Source organism: Acinetobacter sp. Lyrl_1 (genome assembly GCF_051948795.1).
GTDB lineage: Bacteria > Pseudomonadota > Gammaproteobacteria > Pseudomonadales > Moraxellaceae > Acinetobacter > Acinetobacter towneri.
The window spans coordinates 1-18588 of sequence record NZ_JAYJLK010000043.1; the positions used below are offsets into that span (position 1 = coordinate 1).

Annotated in this window: 15 protein-coding genes and 3 pseudogenes; 12 read left to right on the forward strand and 6 right to left on the reverse strand. The window is 40.0% G+C overall.

Annotation, left to right across the window (positions count from 1 at the left end):
- The coding region (istB, locus tag VF675_RS11590; RefSeq protein WP_440205253.1) for an IS21-like element ISEc57 family helper ATPase IstB at positions 1 to 758 on the reverse strand (758 nt) is incomplete at its 3' end.
- Positions 758 to 1783 (reverse strand): IS21-like element ISEc57 family transposase, encoded by a 1026-nt coding sequence (gene istA / locus VF675_RS11595; RefSeq protein WP_440205254.1) that lies wholly within the window; start codon positions 1781 to 1783, stop codon positions 758 to 760. The genes istB and istA, both read right to left, overlap by 1 nt.
- 86 nt (positions 1784 to 1869) lie before the next feature.
- On the opposite strand from istA, the pseudogene VF675_RS11600 reads away from it, so the two are divergent.
- The 3 pseudogenes from VF675_RS11600 to VF675_RS11610 all read left to right on the forward strand — a co-directional run.
- Positions 1870 to 2529, forward strand: a pseudogene (locus VF675_RS11600) (molybdopterin-dependent oxidoreductase); the annotation flags it as partial.
- Between the two features lie 2 nt (positions 2530 to 2531).
- A pseudogene (locus tag VF675_RS11605) lies at positions 2532 to 2612 on the forward strand (hypothetical protein); the annotation flags it as partial.
- Between the two features lie 132 nt (positions 2613 to 2744).
- Positions 2745 to 2987, forward strand: a pseudogene (locus VF675_RS11610) (integrase core domain-containing protein); the annotation flags it as partial.
- 47 nt (positions 2988 to 3034) lie between these two features.
- On the opposite strand, the gene cynS reads toward VF675_RS11610, so the two are convergent.
- On the reverse strand, positions 3035 to 3484 hold the full coding sequence (gene cynS / locus VF675_RS11615) for a cyanase (protein ID WP_096902358.1): 450 nt from the start codon (positions 3482 to 3484) through the stop codon (positions 3035 to 3037).
- A 283-nt stretch (positions 3485 to 3767) separates the two neighbouring features.
- On the opposite strand from cynS, the gene VF675_RS11620 reads away from it, so the two are divergent.
- Both VF675_RS11620 and VF675_RS11625 read left to right on the forward strand, forming a co-directional pair.
- Complete coding sequence (locus VF675_RS11620) at positions 3768 to 4577, forward strand: formate/nitrite transporter family protein (protein ID WP_008303564.1); 810 nt, start codon at positions 3768 to 3770, stop codon at positions 4575 to 4577.
- Positions 4578 to 4628: 51 nt separating this feature from the next.
- Positions 4629 to 6353, forward strand: coding sequence for a protein kinase domain-containing protein (locus tag VF675_RS11625; protein WP_225530739.1), 1725 nt, complete (start codon positions 4629 to 4631; stop codon positions 6351 to 6353).
- Between the two features lie 130 nt (positions 6354 to 6483).
- Here VF675_RS11625 and VF675_RS11630 read toward each other — a convergent pair whose 3' ends face one another.
- Positions 6484 to 7416, reverse strand: coding sequence for an IS5 family transposase (locus VF675_RS11630; protein ID WP_440205255.1), 933 nt, complete (start codon positions 7414 to 7416; stop codon positions 6484 to 6486).
- A gap of 293 nt (positions 7417 to 7709) precedes the next feature.
- Between VF675_RS11630 and VF675_RS11635 the strand changes: the two genes are divergently transcribed.
- Positions 7710 to 8885 carry a Fic family protein gene (locus VF675_RS11635; protein ID WP_440205256.1) on the forward strand — a complete coding sequence of 392 codons (1176 nt, stop codon included), beginning with the start codon at positions 7710 to 7712 and terminating at the stop codon, positions 8883 to 8885.
- Between the two features lie 150 nt (positions 8886 to 9035).
- Here VF675_RS11635 and VF675_RS11640 read toward each other — a convergent pair whose 3' ends face one another.
- Positions 9036 to 10127 (reverse strand): transcriptional regulator, encoded by a 1092-nt coding sequence (locus VF675_RS11640; protein WP_180062499.1) that lies wholly within the window; start codon positions 10125 to 10127, stop codon positions 9036 to 9038.
- A gap of 259 nt (positions 10128 to 10386) precedes the next feature.
- Complete coding sequence (lipA, locus tag VF675_RS11645; RefSeq protein WP_440205257.1) at positions 10387 to 11361, reverse strand: lipoyl synthase; 975 nt, start codon at positions 11359 to 11361, stop codon at positions 10387 to 10389.
- Positions 11362 to 11703: 342 nt separating this feature from the next.
- Here lipA and VF675_RS11650 point away from each other — a divergent pair, with 342 nt between their 5' ends.
- Genes VF675_RS11650 through VF675_RS11675 form a run of 6 tightly spaced genes read left to right on the forward strand, consistent with a single transcriptional unit; the run spans position 11704 to position 18527 of the window.
- Positions 11704 to 12666 (forward strand): thiamine pyrophosphate-dependent dehydrogenase E1 component subunit alpha, encoded by a 963-nt coding sequence (locus tag VF675_RS11650; protein WP_178319289.1) that lies wholly within the window; start codon positions 11704 to 11706, stop codon positions 12664 to 12666.
- 15 nt (positions 12667 to 12681) lie between these two features.
- On the forward strand, positions 12682 to 13701 hold the full coding sequence (locus tag VF675_RS11655; protein ID WP_236095125.1) for an alpha-ketoacid dehydrogenase subunit beta: 1020 nt from the start codon (positions 12682 to 12684) through the stop codon (positions 13699 to 13701).
- A 1-nt stretch (position 13702) separates the two neighbouring features.
- Positions 13703 to 15238: a 2-oxo acid dehydrogenase subunit E2 gene (locus VF675_RS11660; protein ID WP_440205258.1), complete on the forward strand. Its 1536-nt coding sequence runs from the start codon at positions 13703 to 13705 to the stop codon at positions 15236 to 15238.
- 11 nt (positions 15239 to 15249) lie between these two features.
- Positions 15250 to 16650, forward strand: coding sequence for a dihydrolipoyl dehydrogenase (lpdA, locus tag VF675_RS11665; protein ID WP_440205259.1), 1401 nt, complete (start codon positions 15250 to 15252; stop codon positions 16648 to 16650).
- A gap of 11 nt (positions 16651 to 16661) precedes the next feature.
- The gene (locus VF675_RS11670) at positions 16662 to 17447 is read left to right on the forward strand and encodes an acetoin reductase (protein ID WP_019837535.1); all 786 of its coding nucleotides are present in this window, start codon (positions 16662 to 16664) and stop codon (positions 17445 to 17447) included.
- Positions 17448 to 17468: 21 nt separating this feature from the next.
- Positions 17469 to 18527, forward strand: a complete 1059-nt coding sequence (locus VF675_RS11675; RefSeq protein ID WP_440205260.1) for a 2,3-butanediol dehydrogenase — start codon at positions 17469 to 17471, stop codon at positions 18525 to 18527.
- Positions 18528 to 18588 lie beyond the last annotated feature (61 nt).

The following is an 18588-nucleotide window of genomic DNA, read 5'->3' on the forward strand; positions in this document are numbered from 1 at the left end:
GGTTGAATTCCTACTCTCTTTTTATCTTTTAGACGATAACTTTCCCCAGATATTTGTACAACATGACAATGATGTAATAAACGATCCAACATTGCTGCTGTCAAAGTAACATCATCTGCGAATGATTTAGACCACTGGCTAAATGGTAAATTACTGGTCAAAATCGTACTGCCTTTTTCATAGCGCTTGGCAATAACATTAAAAAATAAATTTGCTTCTTCACGACCAAATGGTAAATATCCTATTTCATCGATAATCAATAACTTTGGAGCAAGTACAACACGTTGCATGTAGTTTTTTAATTTACCTTGTTGATAAGCTAGGCTAAGTTGCAACATTAAATCAGCTGCAGTAATAAACTTAGTCTTAATATTATTCATAATTGCCTTATAGCCTAAAGCCATTGATAGATGTGTTTTCCCAACACCACTTGCACCAATAAATACAACATTTTCAGCTCTTGGAATAAAGCTTAAATTAAATAGTTCAAGCAACTGCGACTTTGGAGCACCTAAAGCATAATTAAAATCATAAGCCTCCAACGTTTTGATTTGAGTAAGACCTGAAAGTTGTAAAAGAATCTGTTGACTACGTTGCTGCTTGGCTGTGTATTCATGTAATAGCATAGCTTCAACGAAATCTGCATAACTGCCATCCTTTGCTAAGGTTTGTTGTGCATGATGTGACCATTGTGATGCCACTGTTTGTAGACCAAGCTGACGGCAAAGCTGTTCAATACGCTCATACTGTAAATTCATTAAGAAACCTCCAGTAATTCATCATAGATTGATAAGGGGTGTTGAACACTCTCATGAGGTATGAGTGATGATGGGCTAACATCATCAATTACAGATTTTTTAGAACCATCATTAAATAAAGGTAATGAAGAAAAATATTGTTGTTCTTCAAGCAAACGAGTACTTGGTTTTTCTTTAGTTGTTGCATGAATGCGTTGATTTGCTGTTTCACTAAGCCATCGACCAATATAGGCATTTGCCATATCAACATCTAAGCTAAGGTCAACCACCTTTAAACTTGCTTTTAATGGCACGATAAAACTTGATTTCAAATAACTATTAAAGCGTTCTACTTTACCTTTTGTTTGCGCACGATATGGCTTACAAACACGTGGTCGGAAGTTATATTTCTTAGCACAATCAAGTAATTTAGCATTCCAGCGATGTTGACCATCTTGATAAGCATCACGTTCAATGATAATGGCCTTAGCATTATCAAATAATACATCTTTAGGAACACCACCAAAGAACTGAAAAGCACTTTCTAAGCCATCAATCCATGCATCAGAACGTTCATGATCATAAAACTTAACAAAGGTTGCTCTAGAGTATCCCAAAGTTGCAACAAATGCTTTTAATGTGGTGTGATGACGTCGAATTGTTGTGAAATCAACCTGCATTTGTTGACCTGGTTGAGTCTCAAATCGCTTAATCGGCTCTGGTTGTTTAGTTGGCTTTAATGTATTGAGATAATTTTGTAGTGTTCTAATTTTCCCCGTGTAGCCTTTTTGCAAGATTTCTTGATACAACACTACAGCCGGTATCCATTCTGGATCGGCGGCATTTAGACGTTTGATTAAATACGGTTTATAAGGCTCAAGAATACTCACTTTAGATTGTGTTCGTTGATATTTAGGTGTTACTTGAGATCGTAAATATTTACGCACAGTATTTCTAGAAATACCGAGTTCGCGGCTAATTGCCTTAATAGATTGACCTTGTTGATGAAGTATTTGGATTGTCACTGCTTGCTCCAAAGTTAACATGTTGAGCAGTCCAAAAAGACCACTATATTAACCAAGGGGGTCAATTTTCAAATGCTGTTGGGGGGTCATTTTTACATTGCCGCTAACATCCGATGACAGGTCGAAATGAACAGCGGCAAATAAGTACTTGGGATCATACCATTTCAAGTATTGCCAATAAATTTCAGCAATGTATTGATCAGTATGGGCGCGACAGCATCGCCTTTTATGTCTCCGGCCAGCTTTTGACTGAAGACTATTATGTGGTGAACAAATTTGTAAAAGGTTATCTCGGTACTGCCAATATTGATACCAATTCAAGGCTGTGCATGTCATCTGCTGTGGCAGCACATACCAGCTACACAGACTTTGAGCAGACAGAAATGGTGGTTCTGGTGGGTTCCAATACTGCCTGGTGCCATCTGGTGCTTTATCAGCGCATCATGAAAGCCAAAGAAGAGCGGGATTTATTTGTAGTGGTGATTGATCCACGCTTTACTGCAACCTGTGAAGCGGCAGATTTACACTTACCCATTTTACCAGGTCAGGATGTCGCGCTGTTTAATGGCTTGTTGCAATATCTTCAGCAAAATGGCTATACCGATCTGGATTTTATTACCCAACATACTCAAGGTCTGGAGCAGGCACTTGCCAGCAGCTCAACAGAGTCATCGATTGAAAGCGTGGCTCAACGAACCGGGATTACTATTGAAAAATTAACCTTATTTTTTCAGAAATTTGCCCAGACCGAAAAAATCATGAGCCTGCTATGAGCCGCACTGGATTATCTGCCCATCTCAGTACACATCGTGCCGAACGGTATTGTGAAATTCATTCGAATGATGCACTGAAATACGGGATTCAGGATGGTGAGCTGGTCGAAGTTCGTTCTGAATGGGGACAATGTAATGGCCTGCACAACGTATCAACTTCTGAAGCCTTGTTGCTTTGTGAAAGGTGGCATTATCCTTATAGGGTATGTCCTTCTATGACAGATGGCGCACTTGCGAAACAGTGTTTCTCATACCAGAATGCATTAGCAGAGCGGATTAATGGAATATTAAAGCAGGAGTTTTTAACTACACGATGTCAAACCATGAAGGAGTTAGATCACTTAATTGCGGAATCTATCATGATTTATAATTGCTATAGACCACATTTAAGTTTAAATATGAACACCCCGAATCAGACGTATGAGCAAACTAAAACTGAGCTAATTGCTTAACTCGGTTTGAAGTGGAATACTGTCAATCTATTTCAGGACAAGACAAATTAATAGGTTTTATAAGGTAAAAACTTGCCAGACAATACGACATTTACCCGGTCACCATTCGGATTTTCTTCGCGTTGGATATCCATACTAAAATCAATAGCACTCATGATCCCATCTCCGAATTCTTCATGAATCAGTTCTTTAATGGTCGAACCATAAACACTCACTACTTCATACCAGCGATAAATTAAGGGATCAGTAGGCACGCTGGTCGGCAATGAACCTTTGTATGGCACGATTTGTAGCCATGCAACAGCTTCATTACTTAAGCCAAAAATCTGACCGATTTTTTCTGCCTGCTCTTTATTAAAAGCCATCTGACCTAAACATGCAGCGGTTACCCATTCTTTAGAAAGTTCTATTTCTTTGGCGACATCTGACCATTTAATTGATTTTAAAACTTTCGCTGAAATGATCATGTCAGTTACTTGTTGACGATGGGTAATCATAATCCTCTCCAAATGATTCTTAAACAAATTGTTATGCGGAGTAGATGATGCAGATATCATGCCAATCATCATTTTAAAATTTATGCTCAATAAGACAGTGAATAATTAAAAGATTAATAATTTTTTATGGCATAGCTTTTGCTTGTACTTTGAGATATATGGCAATGACGCCATTCACCTTTAACTGTTTAAGCATTTAAGGCAACGGCGCCTAAGGTCTTCATTGATCTTAGGCGTCTTTTTTTTAAAAACAGGTTTGTATATTGAAAAAGAGGACGACAACATGGCATATCTTGCTCCTGCAGAGTTTGCAAAAAAAGTGGTAGATGCGGGTGAATCCAAATTGCATATGGCAACCCGTGATGTATTGATTCGTGCCTTTATGGCAGGGGCCATTCTGGCCTTGGCAGCGGTATTTGCCATTACCATAGCCGTGCAAACAGGATCACCATTGATTGGTGCGCTCCTGTTTCCAGTTGGTTTTTGTATGTTGTATTTATTGGGCTATGACCTATTAACTGGGGTGTTTGTACTTACGCCGCTGGCATGGCTAGATAAACGCCCAGGGGTGACATGGGGACGTATTCTAAAAAACTGGGGCTTGGTGTTTGTAGGGAATTTTACAGGCTGTTTAGTCGTTGCGGTGCTCATGGCAGCGGTTTATACCATGGGTTTTGCAGCGGATCCAAACCCTGTCGGCGTAAAAATTGCGCATATTGGCGAGGAGCGGACATTAGGTTATGCCGAATACGGATTCGCCGGCTGGATGACTATTTTTATCCGTGGCATGCTGTGTAACTGGATGGTGTCATTAGGTGTCATTGGCGCGATGATGTCTACTACGGTGAGTGGCAAATTTATTGCCATGTGGATGCCAATTATGCTGTTCTTTGCCATGGGCTTTGAGCACTCTGTCGTGAACATGTTCCTGTTCCCATTTGCCATGATGATGGGCGGTGACTTCTCGATTGCTGACTACTTCCTATGGAATGAACTGCCGGTTGCTTTAGGTAATCTGGTGGGCGGTTTGGCATTAACAGGTCTGGCACTTTATACCACCCATGTCCGTACTGGTGTTAAAAAAGAATTTTAACATTCATCATTTTATAAAGGGATCATATAGATCCCTTTTTGAGCTTTCAGCATGAAAAAAACATTAAAAGTCAGTATTGGGCAATATTCTACTGCCGGAGTTAAACAACAGAACCAGGATTTCCATGGAGTATATCTGCCCGAAGGACATGTGCTGAAACAGAAAGGTATTGCATGTGTTATAGCGGATGGAATCGGTAGCAGTAATGTCAGTCATCTTGCAGCAGAAACAGCCGTTGGTAGTTTTTTATCTGACTATTATTCTACTTCAGATGCCTGGAGTACACAGACTTCAGCAGAACGAGTGATCCGCGCGACCAATTCATGGCTTTATGCACAGACTCAACAAAGTCAAGGACGTTTTGATAAAGACCGAGGGTATGTCTGTACCTTATCTGCACTGATTTTAAAACAACAACAAGCCCATGTTTTTCATGTTGGTGATAGTCGTATTTACCGCATTCGCGATCATGAAATTGAATTACTAACCCATGATCATCGTGTCTGGTTGTCTTCCAAAGAGCATTATCTTAGTCGAGCCTTAGGTGCGGATTATCGTATTGAAATTGATTATCGAAATATTGAACTCAAAGAAAAAGATATTTTTTTACTAATGACCGATGGGGTCTATGAATTTGTCACAGATCAACAATTATTAGATTTAACTTTAATAGATGCAGATTTAAATCAACTTGCCAAAGGATTAGTTGAAAAAGCTTTAGAACAGGGCAGTGATGATAACTTAAGTTTCCAGGTGATCCGTGTAGAACAGTTGCCTGAACTGAATCAGTTTCATATTCAGCAGGATTATGTATTTCCACAACAGCTCAGTAAAGGTGAAGTTTTTGAAGGCTATGTGATTGATAAGATTTTGCACCAAAATCATCGCAGTTGCCTGTATTTGGCACACGATACTCAGCAGCAGCCTTTGGTTATAAAAACTTTGGGGGTAGATTTACAGCAAGATAAGTATGCCGTAGAGCAATTTCAACTCGAAGATTGGGTATCAAAACGTCTGAAGCATGACAACCTGATGCAGTGTTATCCACATAACACTGAGAAAAAATATTTATTCCAATGTTATGAATATTTACAGGGTGAAACTTTGGCTCAATGGCTGCATCGCCAGGAAAAGCCTTTAAATCTCGATGAGATTTTACCAATTTTGCAACAAACAGCTTTGGCTTTAAATGCAATGCACCGGCTGGAGATGCTGCATCAGGATATACGGCCAAAAAACATCATTGTTTTAAATACAGAAAGTGCCATGAAAATTAAACTGATTGATTATGGTTCAACAGCAGTAAGAGGCCTGGTCGAAATTAATCCTAAAAATGCGAATCGACCACTCGGAACCTTAGCATTTATGGCACCGGAGTATTTTATTGATCATTCGCCATCTGTACATTCAGACCAATTTTCTTTGGCGGTAATGGCCTATTATTTACTGACCAAACAATTACCTTATGGGACAGATTTAGCTCGCTGTAACAGTTTAAAGCAGCTTAAAAAAGTTCAATACTATTCCATCAGGAAATATCGGCCTGATTTACCTATATGGTTAGATAAAATTTTAGGCCAAGCGCTGAGTATTGAACCGACACATCGTTTTGAGGCCTTATCTGAACTCATTCATAATCTAATGCATCCTTCCAAAGAATTATTAAACTCTAAACCACCAGCAATCATTGAACGAGATCCTTTGCGTTTTTGGCAAATTAGTTGCACCGTATTAGGGCTATTATTTTTACTGAGTATTGCATGGCCATTTATTTGAAAAGAGAGAATCAAACCATGCTTAAAATTGAAGGTACATAGATAAGTTTTTATTCAAACTAGACTATGAGATTGACTGGGCTTTGTTGCATAAACATTCAAAAGCTGAGTTTTCCCCAATCCATTCAAATTCAAGAGACAACTTGGGTGTGAGGTCTACCTAATTCCGTAAATCTATTCAGAACTGCCACACGCGCATGAATTTCATTGACCTGACTTTGAAAATGTCTTGCCGTCAGCTTATCTCCTAATAATTTGATGCAATGCATCTTGGTTTCCACCAAACTACGACGGTGATAACCCGACCATTTTTTCCATAGGGTTCTGCCTAAATGTTTAACCGTTTGAAGTAACTCATTTCGTTCTATTGAACTTATTTTAGAATCTTTCCAGGGCTTGGCATTCTTTCTGGGTGGAATTACTGCATGTGTTTGACGATCTGAAATCACTTGTCTGCAGCACTTCGTGTCGTACGCGCCATCGGTATAGACAGAATCTATTCGCTCATCTAGTGGAATTTGATCCAGTAAATCACCTAGTACTTGTGAATCACTGACATTATTTGTCGTAAGCTGAACGGCACGAATTTGCAGTGTTTCAACATCTATACCAATATGCAGTTTACGCCATTGCCGACGGTATTCAGGCTGATGTTTTTTAGGCTTCCATTCGCCTTCACCTAAAAATTTTAAACCCGCAGAGTCGACGAGTAGGTGTAACCCATCACGACTTTTCTGATAGCTTATCGCAATATCAATATGCTTTTGTCGTCTACAAAGGGTGGAGTAATCTGGCGCTGTCCAATTCAAGCCACAGAGTTTAATCAGGCTTTGAACAAAGCCAGTAACCATACGTAAAGAAAGACGGAATAGAGATTTGATCATTAAACAGCATTGAATCGCTGTATCGGAATAAGTTTGATTTCGTCCGTGCTTGCCTTGTGGTTGTGCATACCATTGCGTCTTAGGAGCAAACCAGATTGAAATATTTCCTCGCTTGATTAAAGCTTGGTTATACGAGGACCAATTGGTTGTATGATAGATTTTAGGTGTAGGCTTCTTCATTTGAAAATTATATCGCTGAAAAAGCCTTTACACATAGGTTTGTGCAACAAAGCCTGATCGCATTAAAAAATTAACAGAACCAACCTAATGGCTAAAAGAAGTAAATGAGCCGAATAACCTGTATATTTGGCTCACTATATGAGCTGTTTAAGCCAATTATTCGGCTCACAATCTAGGTTTTATTAGGTCAATCGTCATAAATGAGCTGAATAACTCATTAATAACTCAATTAATGGCTCACTAAATGAGCCGAATAGGTGTTACAATCGGCTCATGCAGTAGGGGGAATGCTTATGAAAAAATGGGTATGGCAAAAAGCAAACTGGACTAAATTTAAATGGGATGAAGCACTTGTCACAGTAAAATTACGTTTAATTCATAAGAAGATAGGTCAATTAGTCGGAGAGAGCAAAGTATCACCAGAAGCTGAGGCATTACCATTAGATACACTGCTCACAAATCTAGTCGCATCCTCACTCATTGAAGATGAGAAGTTGAATGTTCGTTCACTCAAATCCTCATTAGCTCGGCGTTTAGGGGTAACAGAAGAAAATCCTGCACCCATTCAAGATAAAAATGAAGGTTTAGCCAATATCATGATGGATGCAGTGAGCAATCATAATGCGCCATTAACAATGGAGCGCTTATTACAATGGCATAACTGGCTTTTTCAAACTATAGAACGCTTTGATTATGCTGCGCAAAAAAACAAAGTAGGAGAAATTCGTGATAACGAGGCACCAATGCAGGTTGTTGGTGGTTCTCTTTATGGTACTACTACCAAGGTTTACTTTGAAGCACCTGAGGGTGGAGAGCATTTACAGGGACTAATGAATGAATTTATAGAATGGTTCAATAGTTCTAGAGAAGATGTAATGCTTGATCCGTTATTGCGAGCTGCACTTGCTCATTTTTGGTTTGTGACATTACATCCATTTGAAGATGGTAATGGTCGTATTACGCGTGTTATTACAGATTTAGCATTAGCTCAAATGGATCACCAAAGTATCCGTTTATATGCTATGTCCGTGGCCATTCATGAAAATCGTAGTAGTTATTATGAGGTCCTTGAGAAATGCCAGAATGATACTTATACAATCAATGAGTGGTTGGTCTGGTTTTTAAACACCTTAGAAAAAAGTATCGATAGGTCTTTACTACGACTTGATCGAACGATCACTAAAGCGAAATTTTGGAGCACTTATTCTCATATCGAATTCAATGAAACCCAGAATAAAGTTTTAAATCGTTTACTCAATGGCGAAGAGAATGATTTCCCTCTCGGAATTAATGCTTCACAGTATCAAAAGCTCACTGGAGTAAGTAAGGCTACAGCAACACGTCACCTAACCGAGCTTTTGGAAAACGATGTGCTGTATAAACTGGAAGGTGGTGGGCGTAATACCCGCTACGTGCTGAAAATTGATAAAGAAAAGTTTACTCAAAAAGAGGTGGTCTCACTTGTTTGAACAACTAAAAGCTTATTTATAAGCTTTATAAGCGATATTCTGTATTAGTTCAGACTTGATCGTACATTCTCATTAAAGGAGTATGAAAATCAAGCTTCCTTTTCAATCTGTTTCACAATAAAACTTTAGAATTGAAGCAACAGATCAAATCTAAATCAGATTTGAAAAATAATTACGGTGGATACTGTCCTGTGGTAATAACTCTAATAAACGCTGTACAGCATCAATTCGGTCATGTGTCTGCCCAATAATTCTTAATAACTGATCGATATCCTTTATTTGATAGATCAACTGGCTCAAACGGGCATCAAAACAATGTCTCCAAGTGCTGAGTAAAGGGCTTTCTGATTTAGAGAGAAAGCTACCTTTATATAGTGAGAATGTACTGGAAATAAGATTTGCATTTAATGATTGTTCAGCACGTAAAAAATCACATTGGACTTCACAGCTAAGCCTATAAATGCGAGCTTCAATTGAATGAGGTAATAGGCTACGAAGTTGTGAAAGCTCAGCCTTTAGGGTTTTTAGGCTGACACTACGCTCACCATAAAGGGCATAGTGTAACTCTTCTAAGCCAATTCCATGGGGATTCAAAGCTAAAATGCAAAGTATTTCAATTTGACGGTGACTCAAGTTTAAAGTTTGCCCATTAAATTGAACCCAAGGTGAACCTAGCGCTTTAATGTACAAAAAATTTTGCTGCTCAAATTTTATGGCACGCTGTATTAAATCTGCACAGCGTTCAACTGCGAGCAACCCTAAAGGCGTATGTTTTTTATATTTTGTAGAAAGGTTAATAATGCCGTGAAATTGTCCCGATGTTGGGTCCCAAATCGGTGCGGCATAACAAACCCAATCTCTAACACTGTCCATTTGGTTTTCATGAGAATAGACGCAACTTGATATTTGGCTGTTTAACGCCATACCAATCGCATTGGTTCCAACTGCCTGTGTAGACCAATGTCCGCCCTCAATAAAATGAACTTGTTCAGCAGAAGAAAGCATCGCTGAACTACTCCATGTCCACAAGAGAGTCCCGTGATGATCTGTAAGACCAATCGCCATATCTGAATCATTTGCTATTTTGAGTAAATCTGCATAATTATGCTGAATAGAACGGCGGAATAAAGACGTTTTATCTTCTTGAGGCAATGCTAAAACAGGGGCAGCATGCACAGTAGTTTGATTAATTAAATGCGTCGTTTGCAGCTTTTTTGCAGGTGGTGTATTGAACAGGTTCATATCATATTCCTTTATGATGAGACTGTAATATTTTCAAACTTTAGAAATGAGCTTCAAAATTTATAGTCATTTACGTCATTTCTTCTTGCTTCGCTTTTAAATGCTTTTTTCTTTGCTTGGTTAAGTTAGATCTTTTGGCTTTACCAGTCCTTGAGCTACTTTAAAAGTGTTCTTATGAGCTGAAAATGACTATTTCCATCTGAAATGTTAATAAACGTAACTGTCATATTTATCAATGAAGCATGTAAATAATGAAAAGTCATTCACGTATATATGGGGCAGGTACAACCTCACCATAATACTGGCGGTCAGCAAAATAACTTGATCGTACCAATGGTGCACTCCAAATATTTTTAAACGCCAAGCGTTCTCCATGAGTTTGATAATGCTTAAACTCTTGTAATGTAACAAAGCGATGAATTGGCGCGTGAGACTTGGATGGCTGTAAGTATTGGCCGATTGTGACATAATCAATTTGATAATCTTTCAAATCATTTAATAACGCAATAACCTCAGCCTCAACTTCTCCTAAACCAACCATCAAACCGCATTTGGTTGGAATGTCGGGACAGTAGTGTTTAAATTTTTTGAGTAAATCCAATGAGTGCTTATAGTTAGCGCCTGGTCGCATGGCTTTATACAGACGTGGAACGGTTTCAATATTATGATTAAAAACATCGGGTGGGTTTTGGCTCAGAATCTTCAGGGCAATATCTGCACGACCACGAAAATCAGGAACCAAAATTTCTATCAGAGTCTCTGGACTGGTTTGACGAATTTCTCGAATGCAATCTGCAAAATGCTGTGCACCGCCATCTTTTAAATCATCTCGGTCAACGGAAGTAATCACAACATACTTTAAGTTTAGATTCTTGACTGTTTCAGCCAGATGCTTGGGCTCATTAAGATCCAATACATTTGGTCGACCGTGAGCAACATCACAAAAAGGACAACGTCGGGTACAAATATCTCCCATGATCATAAACGTTGCAGTTCCACCGCTAAAGCATTGAGGCAAATTAGGGCAGGCCGCTTCTTCACAAACGGTATGTAGTTTCTGTTGTCGTAATAAATCCTTAATGATTTGAACTTCCTCAGGTTGACTAATTTTAGTCCGAATCCATTCTGGCTTTTTCGGTGTCGTTTCCGTTGGAACAAATTTAATTGGAATACGCGCCATTTTTTCAGCGCCACGTAACTTCTTTCCTGTTAATACTGTGTTATTTAAATCCATTTCAAACACTCCGTCGTTTAAAATAATTAATATAGACCCTGATATTAAATAAGCTGCTTTAACTGCATTGATAATATTAAAACAGGGCAAAAAACTTATCATATAAAACAAAGGTTGGTTAAAGGTTTGTTTTTGTATGTGATTGAACTATTGTAAAATTTTACAAAAATTTTTAATTTCATAACCTTCTGTTTTTAATATTTATCTCATCTTTTTATGCATTATATTTTTTTAGTCTAATATGAAATTAAGTAAAAATATTCTTATATAAATATACGATTTAAAAATCCAATTATTCAATTTTGGATTTTCTTTTAAGCGTAGTGAATAAGGAACAAAGATATGCAATTAACGGAAGAGCAATTGCTAGCAGCATACAAAAGAATGCGCGACATTCGTGAATTTGAGGATCGACTTCACGATGAAAACAATACAGGTGATATTCCTGGTTTCATCCATCTCTATAGCGGTGAGGAAGCTGTTGCAGTAGGGATTTGTGAAAATTTAACAGATAAGGACTTCATTACATCAACACACCGTGGGCATGGACATTGTATTGCTAAGGGCTGTGACATTCACGCCATGATGCTAGAAATTTTTGGCAAAGATGATGGTTTGTGTCGTGGTAAAGGCGGCTCAATGCACATTGCGGATTTAGATAAAGGCATGCTCGGTGCAAACGGTATTGTAGGTGGTGGTCCACCTTTGGCTATTGGGGCAGCTTTAAGTGCTAAAACACTCAAAAATGGTGGGATTGGTCTATCTTTTACCGGTGATGGTGGTTCAAATCAGGGCTTAACTTTTGAAGCAATGAATATGGCTGTGGTGTTAAAGCTCCCTGTGATTTTTGTTTTTGAAAATAACGGTTTTGGTGAAGGTACTGCACATGATTATGCCGTAGGCAGTAAAGACATTGCAGGCCGAGCAGCAGGTTTTGGCTTACCCGCTGAAAAAGTAGATGGAACAGACTTTTTTGCTGTGTATGAAGTTGCACAAAAAGCCATTGAACGTGCCCGCCGTGGTGAAGGTCCGAGTGTGATTGAAACAGTAACCAACCGTTTTTATGGACATTTTGAAGGTGATCCAGGACTTATTCGTTCCAAAGAAGAACTGGATTATGTCAAAGAACATAAAGATCCATTGAAAATATTCCGCGAAAAAGTCAAAGACAAAATTGACGAAGCCAAGCTCGATGCGATTGACGCTCAGTCTAAAGCCAATGTAGACGATGCCGTTGCAAAAGCACGCGCAGCTAAGTACCCAGAAGTCTCTCAGTTACTTACTGATGTTTACGTCTCTTACTAAAGGAATAGTAGAAAAATGCCAAATAAAAGTTATCGAAACGCGATTAAAGAAGCAATTGAATTAGAAATGCGCCGAGACCCAAGTGTCATTGTGGTCGGTGAAGATGTTCGTGGTGGGCATGGTGGCAAAAATACCGATGACAATAAACTGGAAGGTTTTGGCGGTGTACTTGGTGTAACCAAAGGCTTATGGACTGAATTTGGTTCTGAACGAGTCATTGATACGCCAATTACAGAATCAGCGATTATTGGTATGGCGGCAGGGGCTGCTGCAACGGGTTTAAGACCTGTGGCAGATTTAATGTTTATGGATTTTTACGGCGTGTGTTATGACATGCTGTATAACCAAGCAGCTAAATTTCGCTACATGTTTGGCGGCAAAGCCAAAGCGCCACTCGTTGTACGTGGCATGATTGGTGCAGGTTTTTCCGCAGCAGCGCAGCATTCTCAGTCGCCATATAACGTGTTTGCCTCAGTGCCTGGTTTAAAAGTGGTGGTGCCTTCAAGTGCCTATGATGTAAAAGGGTTGTTGATTCAAGCCATTCGAGATGACGACCCAGTGGTCTTTTGTGAACACAAATTATTGTATGACATTAAGGGCGAAGTGCCAGATGAGTCCTACACTATTCCTTTTGGTGTCGCAAATTACACCCGTGAAGGCACAGATATCACCATTATTGCCTTAAGCTTGATGGTGCATCGTGCCAATGAAGTCGCTGATAAGCTCGCAAAAGAAGGCATTTCGGTTGAAGTGGTTGACCCTAGAACCATTTCACCATTAGATGAAGATGGCATTTTAGAGTCAGTAGCTTCAACAGGTCGTGTGGTGATTGTAGATGAATCAGCAGCACGTTGTGGTTTCGGACATGATGTGGCTGCGCTTATTGCCCAGAAAGGCTTTCATTTTCTTAAAGCACCAATCGAGTTAGTCACTCCACCACACTCACCCGTACCATTTTCACCCGTATTAGAAAAAGAATGGTTACCTAGTGTAGAACGCATCGAACAAGCTGTACGTAAGACGTTGGAGGCTTAGGATGAGCGAAATTAAAACCTTAGAAATCCCAAAATGGGGTTTGTCCATGGAAGAGGGCACGATTGCCCAATGGCTGATTCAGGAAGGTACGCAATTTAGTAAAGGACAGGAAATTTGTGAAATTGAAACCACAAAAATCGTCAATGTTCTAGAAGCGCCTTTCGATGGCTTGCTACGAAAAATTATTGCTAAAGATGGTGATACCCTTGTCGTAGGAGGAGTTATTGCAATTTGTGCAGACGCCCAAGTTTCCGATGCAGAAGTTGAAGCATTTGCACAGTCCTTAGGTGGAACACCTGCTGTAACTGAAAATAAAGCGGTAGCAGCGGTTCCTGAAAAAGTAGCTGTGGCTCAAGTTGAAACCAAAGTACAAGCTGCTCCTAAACAGAACAGTGTTGGTAATGGATCAAAAGCGGTGACTCAGGGCGGATATTCTATTCCTGATGAGTTACAAGGCTACCAACAAAGCGATGATATTTTTGCAACGCCACATGCCTTGAAATTGGCTGAAAAGCATAATGTAAACTTGGCTCAGATTACGGGTTCTGGACGTGAAGGCCGTATCAGTGTTCAAGATATTCAGGCCGCAGTTCAAGCTGCTGGTGGTTCTTGGCCAGATGTACGTCATCAAGCCAGCACGAAAGCCGCGAAATCTAAAGCAGATGACAGTTATGTTCTAGCGACACCTGTTGCCCGCCGTTTGGCAAAACAATGGGGCATTAATTTGCATGATTGTCGTGCATCAGGTTCACGTGGACGAGTCTGTAAGGAAGATGTTGAAGCTGTATATCAACGGGAAAATCCTGTACAAGCTCAACATACTGAGTATGCGCATCCAACAGAGTCTGCAAAATTCACCACCGTAGCTATGAATGGTATGCGTAAAGCAATCGCTGCACGGCTACAAGCGGCAAAACGCAATGCACCACATTTTCGCTTAACGATAGACTTAAATGTTGAGTCGGTTCAGGCTTTGCGTCAGCAAATTAACAGTACTGTACCGCAAGTCAAACTGTCCATTAACGATATGCTGATTAAAGCTGCTGCTGCTGCACTGATTAAAGTTCCACAAGTTAATGTTCAGTTTGATGAAGAGAATCAGCAGATTTTACAGTTTGAACAGGCTGATATTTCGGTTGCTGTAGCCATCGAAAATGGACTGATCACGCCAATTATTAAAGCAGCGAACCGTAAATCTTTGGCGCAAATTTCCAATAATATGCGTGATCTGGCGACACGTGCCAAAACTGGAAAATTGGCACCTGATGAGTTTCAAGGGGGCAGTTTCAGTATTTCCAATTTGGGCATGCTTGGTATTCAACAGTTTGATGCCATTATTAACCCGCCTCAAGGTGCAATTCTAGCCTTAGGTGCAGCAGAGAAACGTGCTGTCGTTGAAAATGATGAGATTGTTGTTCGTGAAATGGTGACCGCAACATTGTCTTGTGATCATCGTGTCATTGATGGTGCGTTGGGTGCTCAATTCTTATCGGCATTTAAGCAGTTTGTCGAAAATCCTGCATTAATTTTGGTGTAGGAGGAATAGTCATGTCAGATACACAATTTGATCTTGTGGTTATTGGTGCTGGTCCTGGAGGATATGTCGCTGCGATTCGCGCAGCGCAACTAGGATTAAAAACGGCAATCGTTGAAAAACAACACTTAGGCGGAGTGTGTCTTAATTGGGGATGCATTCCAACCAAGGCATTATTGAGCGGGGCTGCGCTTGCACAGCAGTTCAAACATGCAGGGCAGTTTGGCTTTACTCTTAACGCGATTGATTTTGACATTCAAAAACTGGTCCATCATAGCAGACAGGTTTCTGAGCAACTGGTACAAGGTATCGGTCAATTATTGAAAAAAAATCAAATCACTGTTTTTAACGCGGCAGCCCAGTTTATTGCCAAAGAGCAATTAGAGCTTACAGATGCGAATGGTCAAAAACAGCAGATTTCTGCACCGCATATTATTGTCGCAACAGGTGCACGTGCGGCCAATTTGCCTCATATTCCTGTAGATGGCCATCAGGTCTGGAGTTATAAAGAGGCTTTAGTTCCGGAACAATTACCAAAATCTTTACTGGTCATTGGTTCGGGGGCTATAGGCAGTGAGTTTGCAAGCCTATACCAAGACTTAGGCTGCCAAGTTACCTTGGTTGATATTGCAAAGCAGATTCTCCCTAGCGAAGACATTGAAGTTGCGAAGTATGTACAAAAGCAATTTGAACAGCAGGGTATGCAGGTTTTAACCGAAGCGACTGTAAAAAAAATAGAAACTGATCAGGCTCAAGTACATTGTCATATTGAAACTGCCACAGGTCTGCAAATCATTACTGTTGAAAAGGTGCTTTCAGCTATTGGCGTGAAACCGAATGCTGAAAATCTTGGCCTAGAAGCTTTGGGAGTTGAATTTGAGAATGGTTTTATTAAAGTCGACTCATGGTGTAAAACCAATGTAGTGGGCATTTATGCAATTGGTGATGTCGCAGGTGCACCGTGTTTGGCACACAAAGCCAGTCATGAAGCCATTCTTTGTGTGGAGAAAATTGCAGGCCTAAGTCATGTACATGCTTTAGATCGTACACAAATTCCGGGCTGTATCTTTACCCATCCACAAGTGGCCAGTATTGGTTTGACAGAACAGAAAGCGAAAGCTACGGGCTTGAATATCAATGTGGGTAAGTTTCCTTTACAAGCGAATGGTAAAGCATTGGCTTTGGGCGATAGCGCAGGATTTATTAAAACCATTTTTAGTCAGGAAACGGGTGAATTGTTGGGTGCTCACATGGTTGGACATGAAGTCACCGAACACATTCAAGGTTTTGCCATCGCGAAATACCTAGAAGCTACAGATGAAAGCTTAGCGCAGGTCATTTTCCCTCATCCTACTTTGTCTGAGGCGATGCATGAGTCGGTCTTGTCGGCGATGCAACGTGCAATCCATATTTAAGGAGTCGCAACATGCCTAGAGGTTTAAACAACAAAGTTGCTTTAATTACGGGTGCGGCACAAGGCATTGGACGTGGTATTGCCTTACGTTTAGCACAAGAAGGTGTTCATATTGCCTTGGTCGATCTTCACCAAGAAAAGTTAAATACTGTTCAACAAGAGGTTGAAGCCTTTGGCGTAAAAGCCACCACATTTATTGCGGATATTTCAGATCCAATACAAATCAGTGACGCTATTAATCATGCAGAATCGACACTTAATGGTTTTGATATCATGATTAATAATGCAGGTATTGCACAAGTCAAAGCTTTGGCAGAAGTAACGCCGAGTGAATTTAACCAAATTATGAACATCAATGTCGGTGGTGTACTTTGGGGGATTCAAGCCGCAGCAAATAAATTTAAACAACGCCAACAGGCTGGAAAAATTATTAATGCATGCTCAATAGCAGGTCATGAAGGTTTTGCTTTACTCGGTGTTTATTCGGCAACTAAATTTGCAGTTCGTGCATTGACGCAAGCTGCGGCTAAAGAATATGCCAGTGCTAAAATTACGGTAAACAGCTATTGTCCGGGTGTTGTTGGTACAGACATGTGGGTCGAAATAGATCAGCGGTTCTCTGAAATTACAGGTGCACCAATTGGTCAAACGTATAAAAAATATGTAGATGGTATTGCTTTAGGACGTGCTGAAACACCAGATGACGTGGCTGCATTAGTTGCATTTTTAGCCAGCGAGGATGCAAACTATATTACAGGTCAGTCTATTTTGACAGATGGTGGAATGGTTTACCGTTAATATCAACATAAGGAATACACAATGAAAGCAGCTCGTTTTTATGATCGAGGGGATATTCGAATTGAAGATATCCCTGAACCGAAAGTACTTCCAGGCACAGTTGGAATTCAAGTTGCATGGTGCGGTATTTGCGGTACAGATTTACATGAATTCATGGAAGGCCCTATTTTTATTCCACCTTGTGGTCATCCACATCCAATTTCGGGAGAATCTGCACCTGTAACAATGGGACATGAATTTTCAGGCGTAGTTTATGCAGTTGGTGAGGGTGTAGACGATATCCAAATTGGACAACATGTCGTAGTTGAACCCTATATTATTGCGGATGATGTCCCGACTGGCCCGAATGATAAGTATCATTTATCAAAAAATATGAACTTTATTGGTTTAGGCGGACGTGGCGGCGGTCTTTCTGAAAAAATTGCAGTTCAACGACGTTGGGTACATCCTATTTCAAATGATATTCCCTTAGATCAGGCCGCATTGATAGAACCTTTATCTGTCGGTCATCATGCCTATGTCAGAAGTGGTGCAAAATCTGGCGATATAGCACTGGTTGGTGGAGCAGGCCCTATAGGTTTACTTTTATCAGCCATTTTAAAGGCTAAAGGTCTCACGGTCATCATTACTGAATTGAGTGCAAAGCGTAAAGAAAAAGCGATAGAAGCGGGTGTTGCAGATTATGTGCTAGATCCATCTAAGGTTGATGTGGTCGCTGAAGTGATGAAAATTACGGAAGACCGTGGTGTTGATGTCGCTTTTGAATGTAGTAGTGTTAATAAAGTCATGGATACACTGGTGGCGGCGATGAAACCAACTGGTGTGGTCGTTATCGTTTCGATTTGGAGCCATCCTGCCACAATTAATGTGCATAGTGTGGTCATGAAAGAGCTCGATATTCGTGGAACGATTGCTTATGTCAATGACCATCAGGAAACTATCCGTTTAGTCGAGCAAGGTAAGATTAATCTAGAACCTTTTATTACCCAACGTATTGCATTAGATGATCTTGTTTCTAAAGGCTTTGAAACGTTGATTCATAATAATGAATCGGCTGTAAAAATTATTGTTCATCCATAGTAAAGCCTAATTTGAACGACTAATTTGAATAAACTAGAAATAAACTCTATGTAGCTATTTC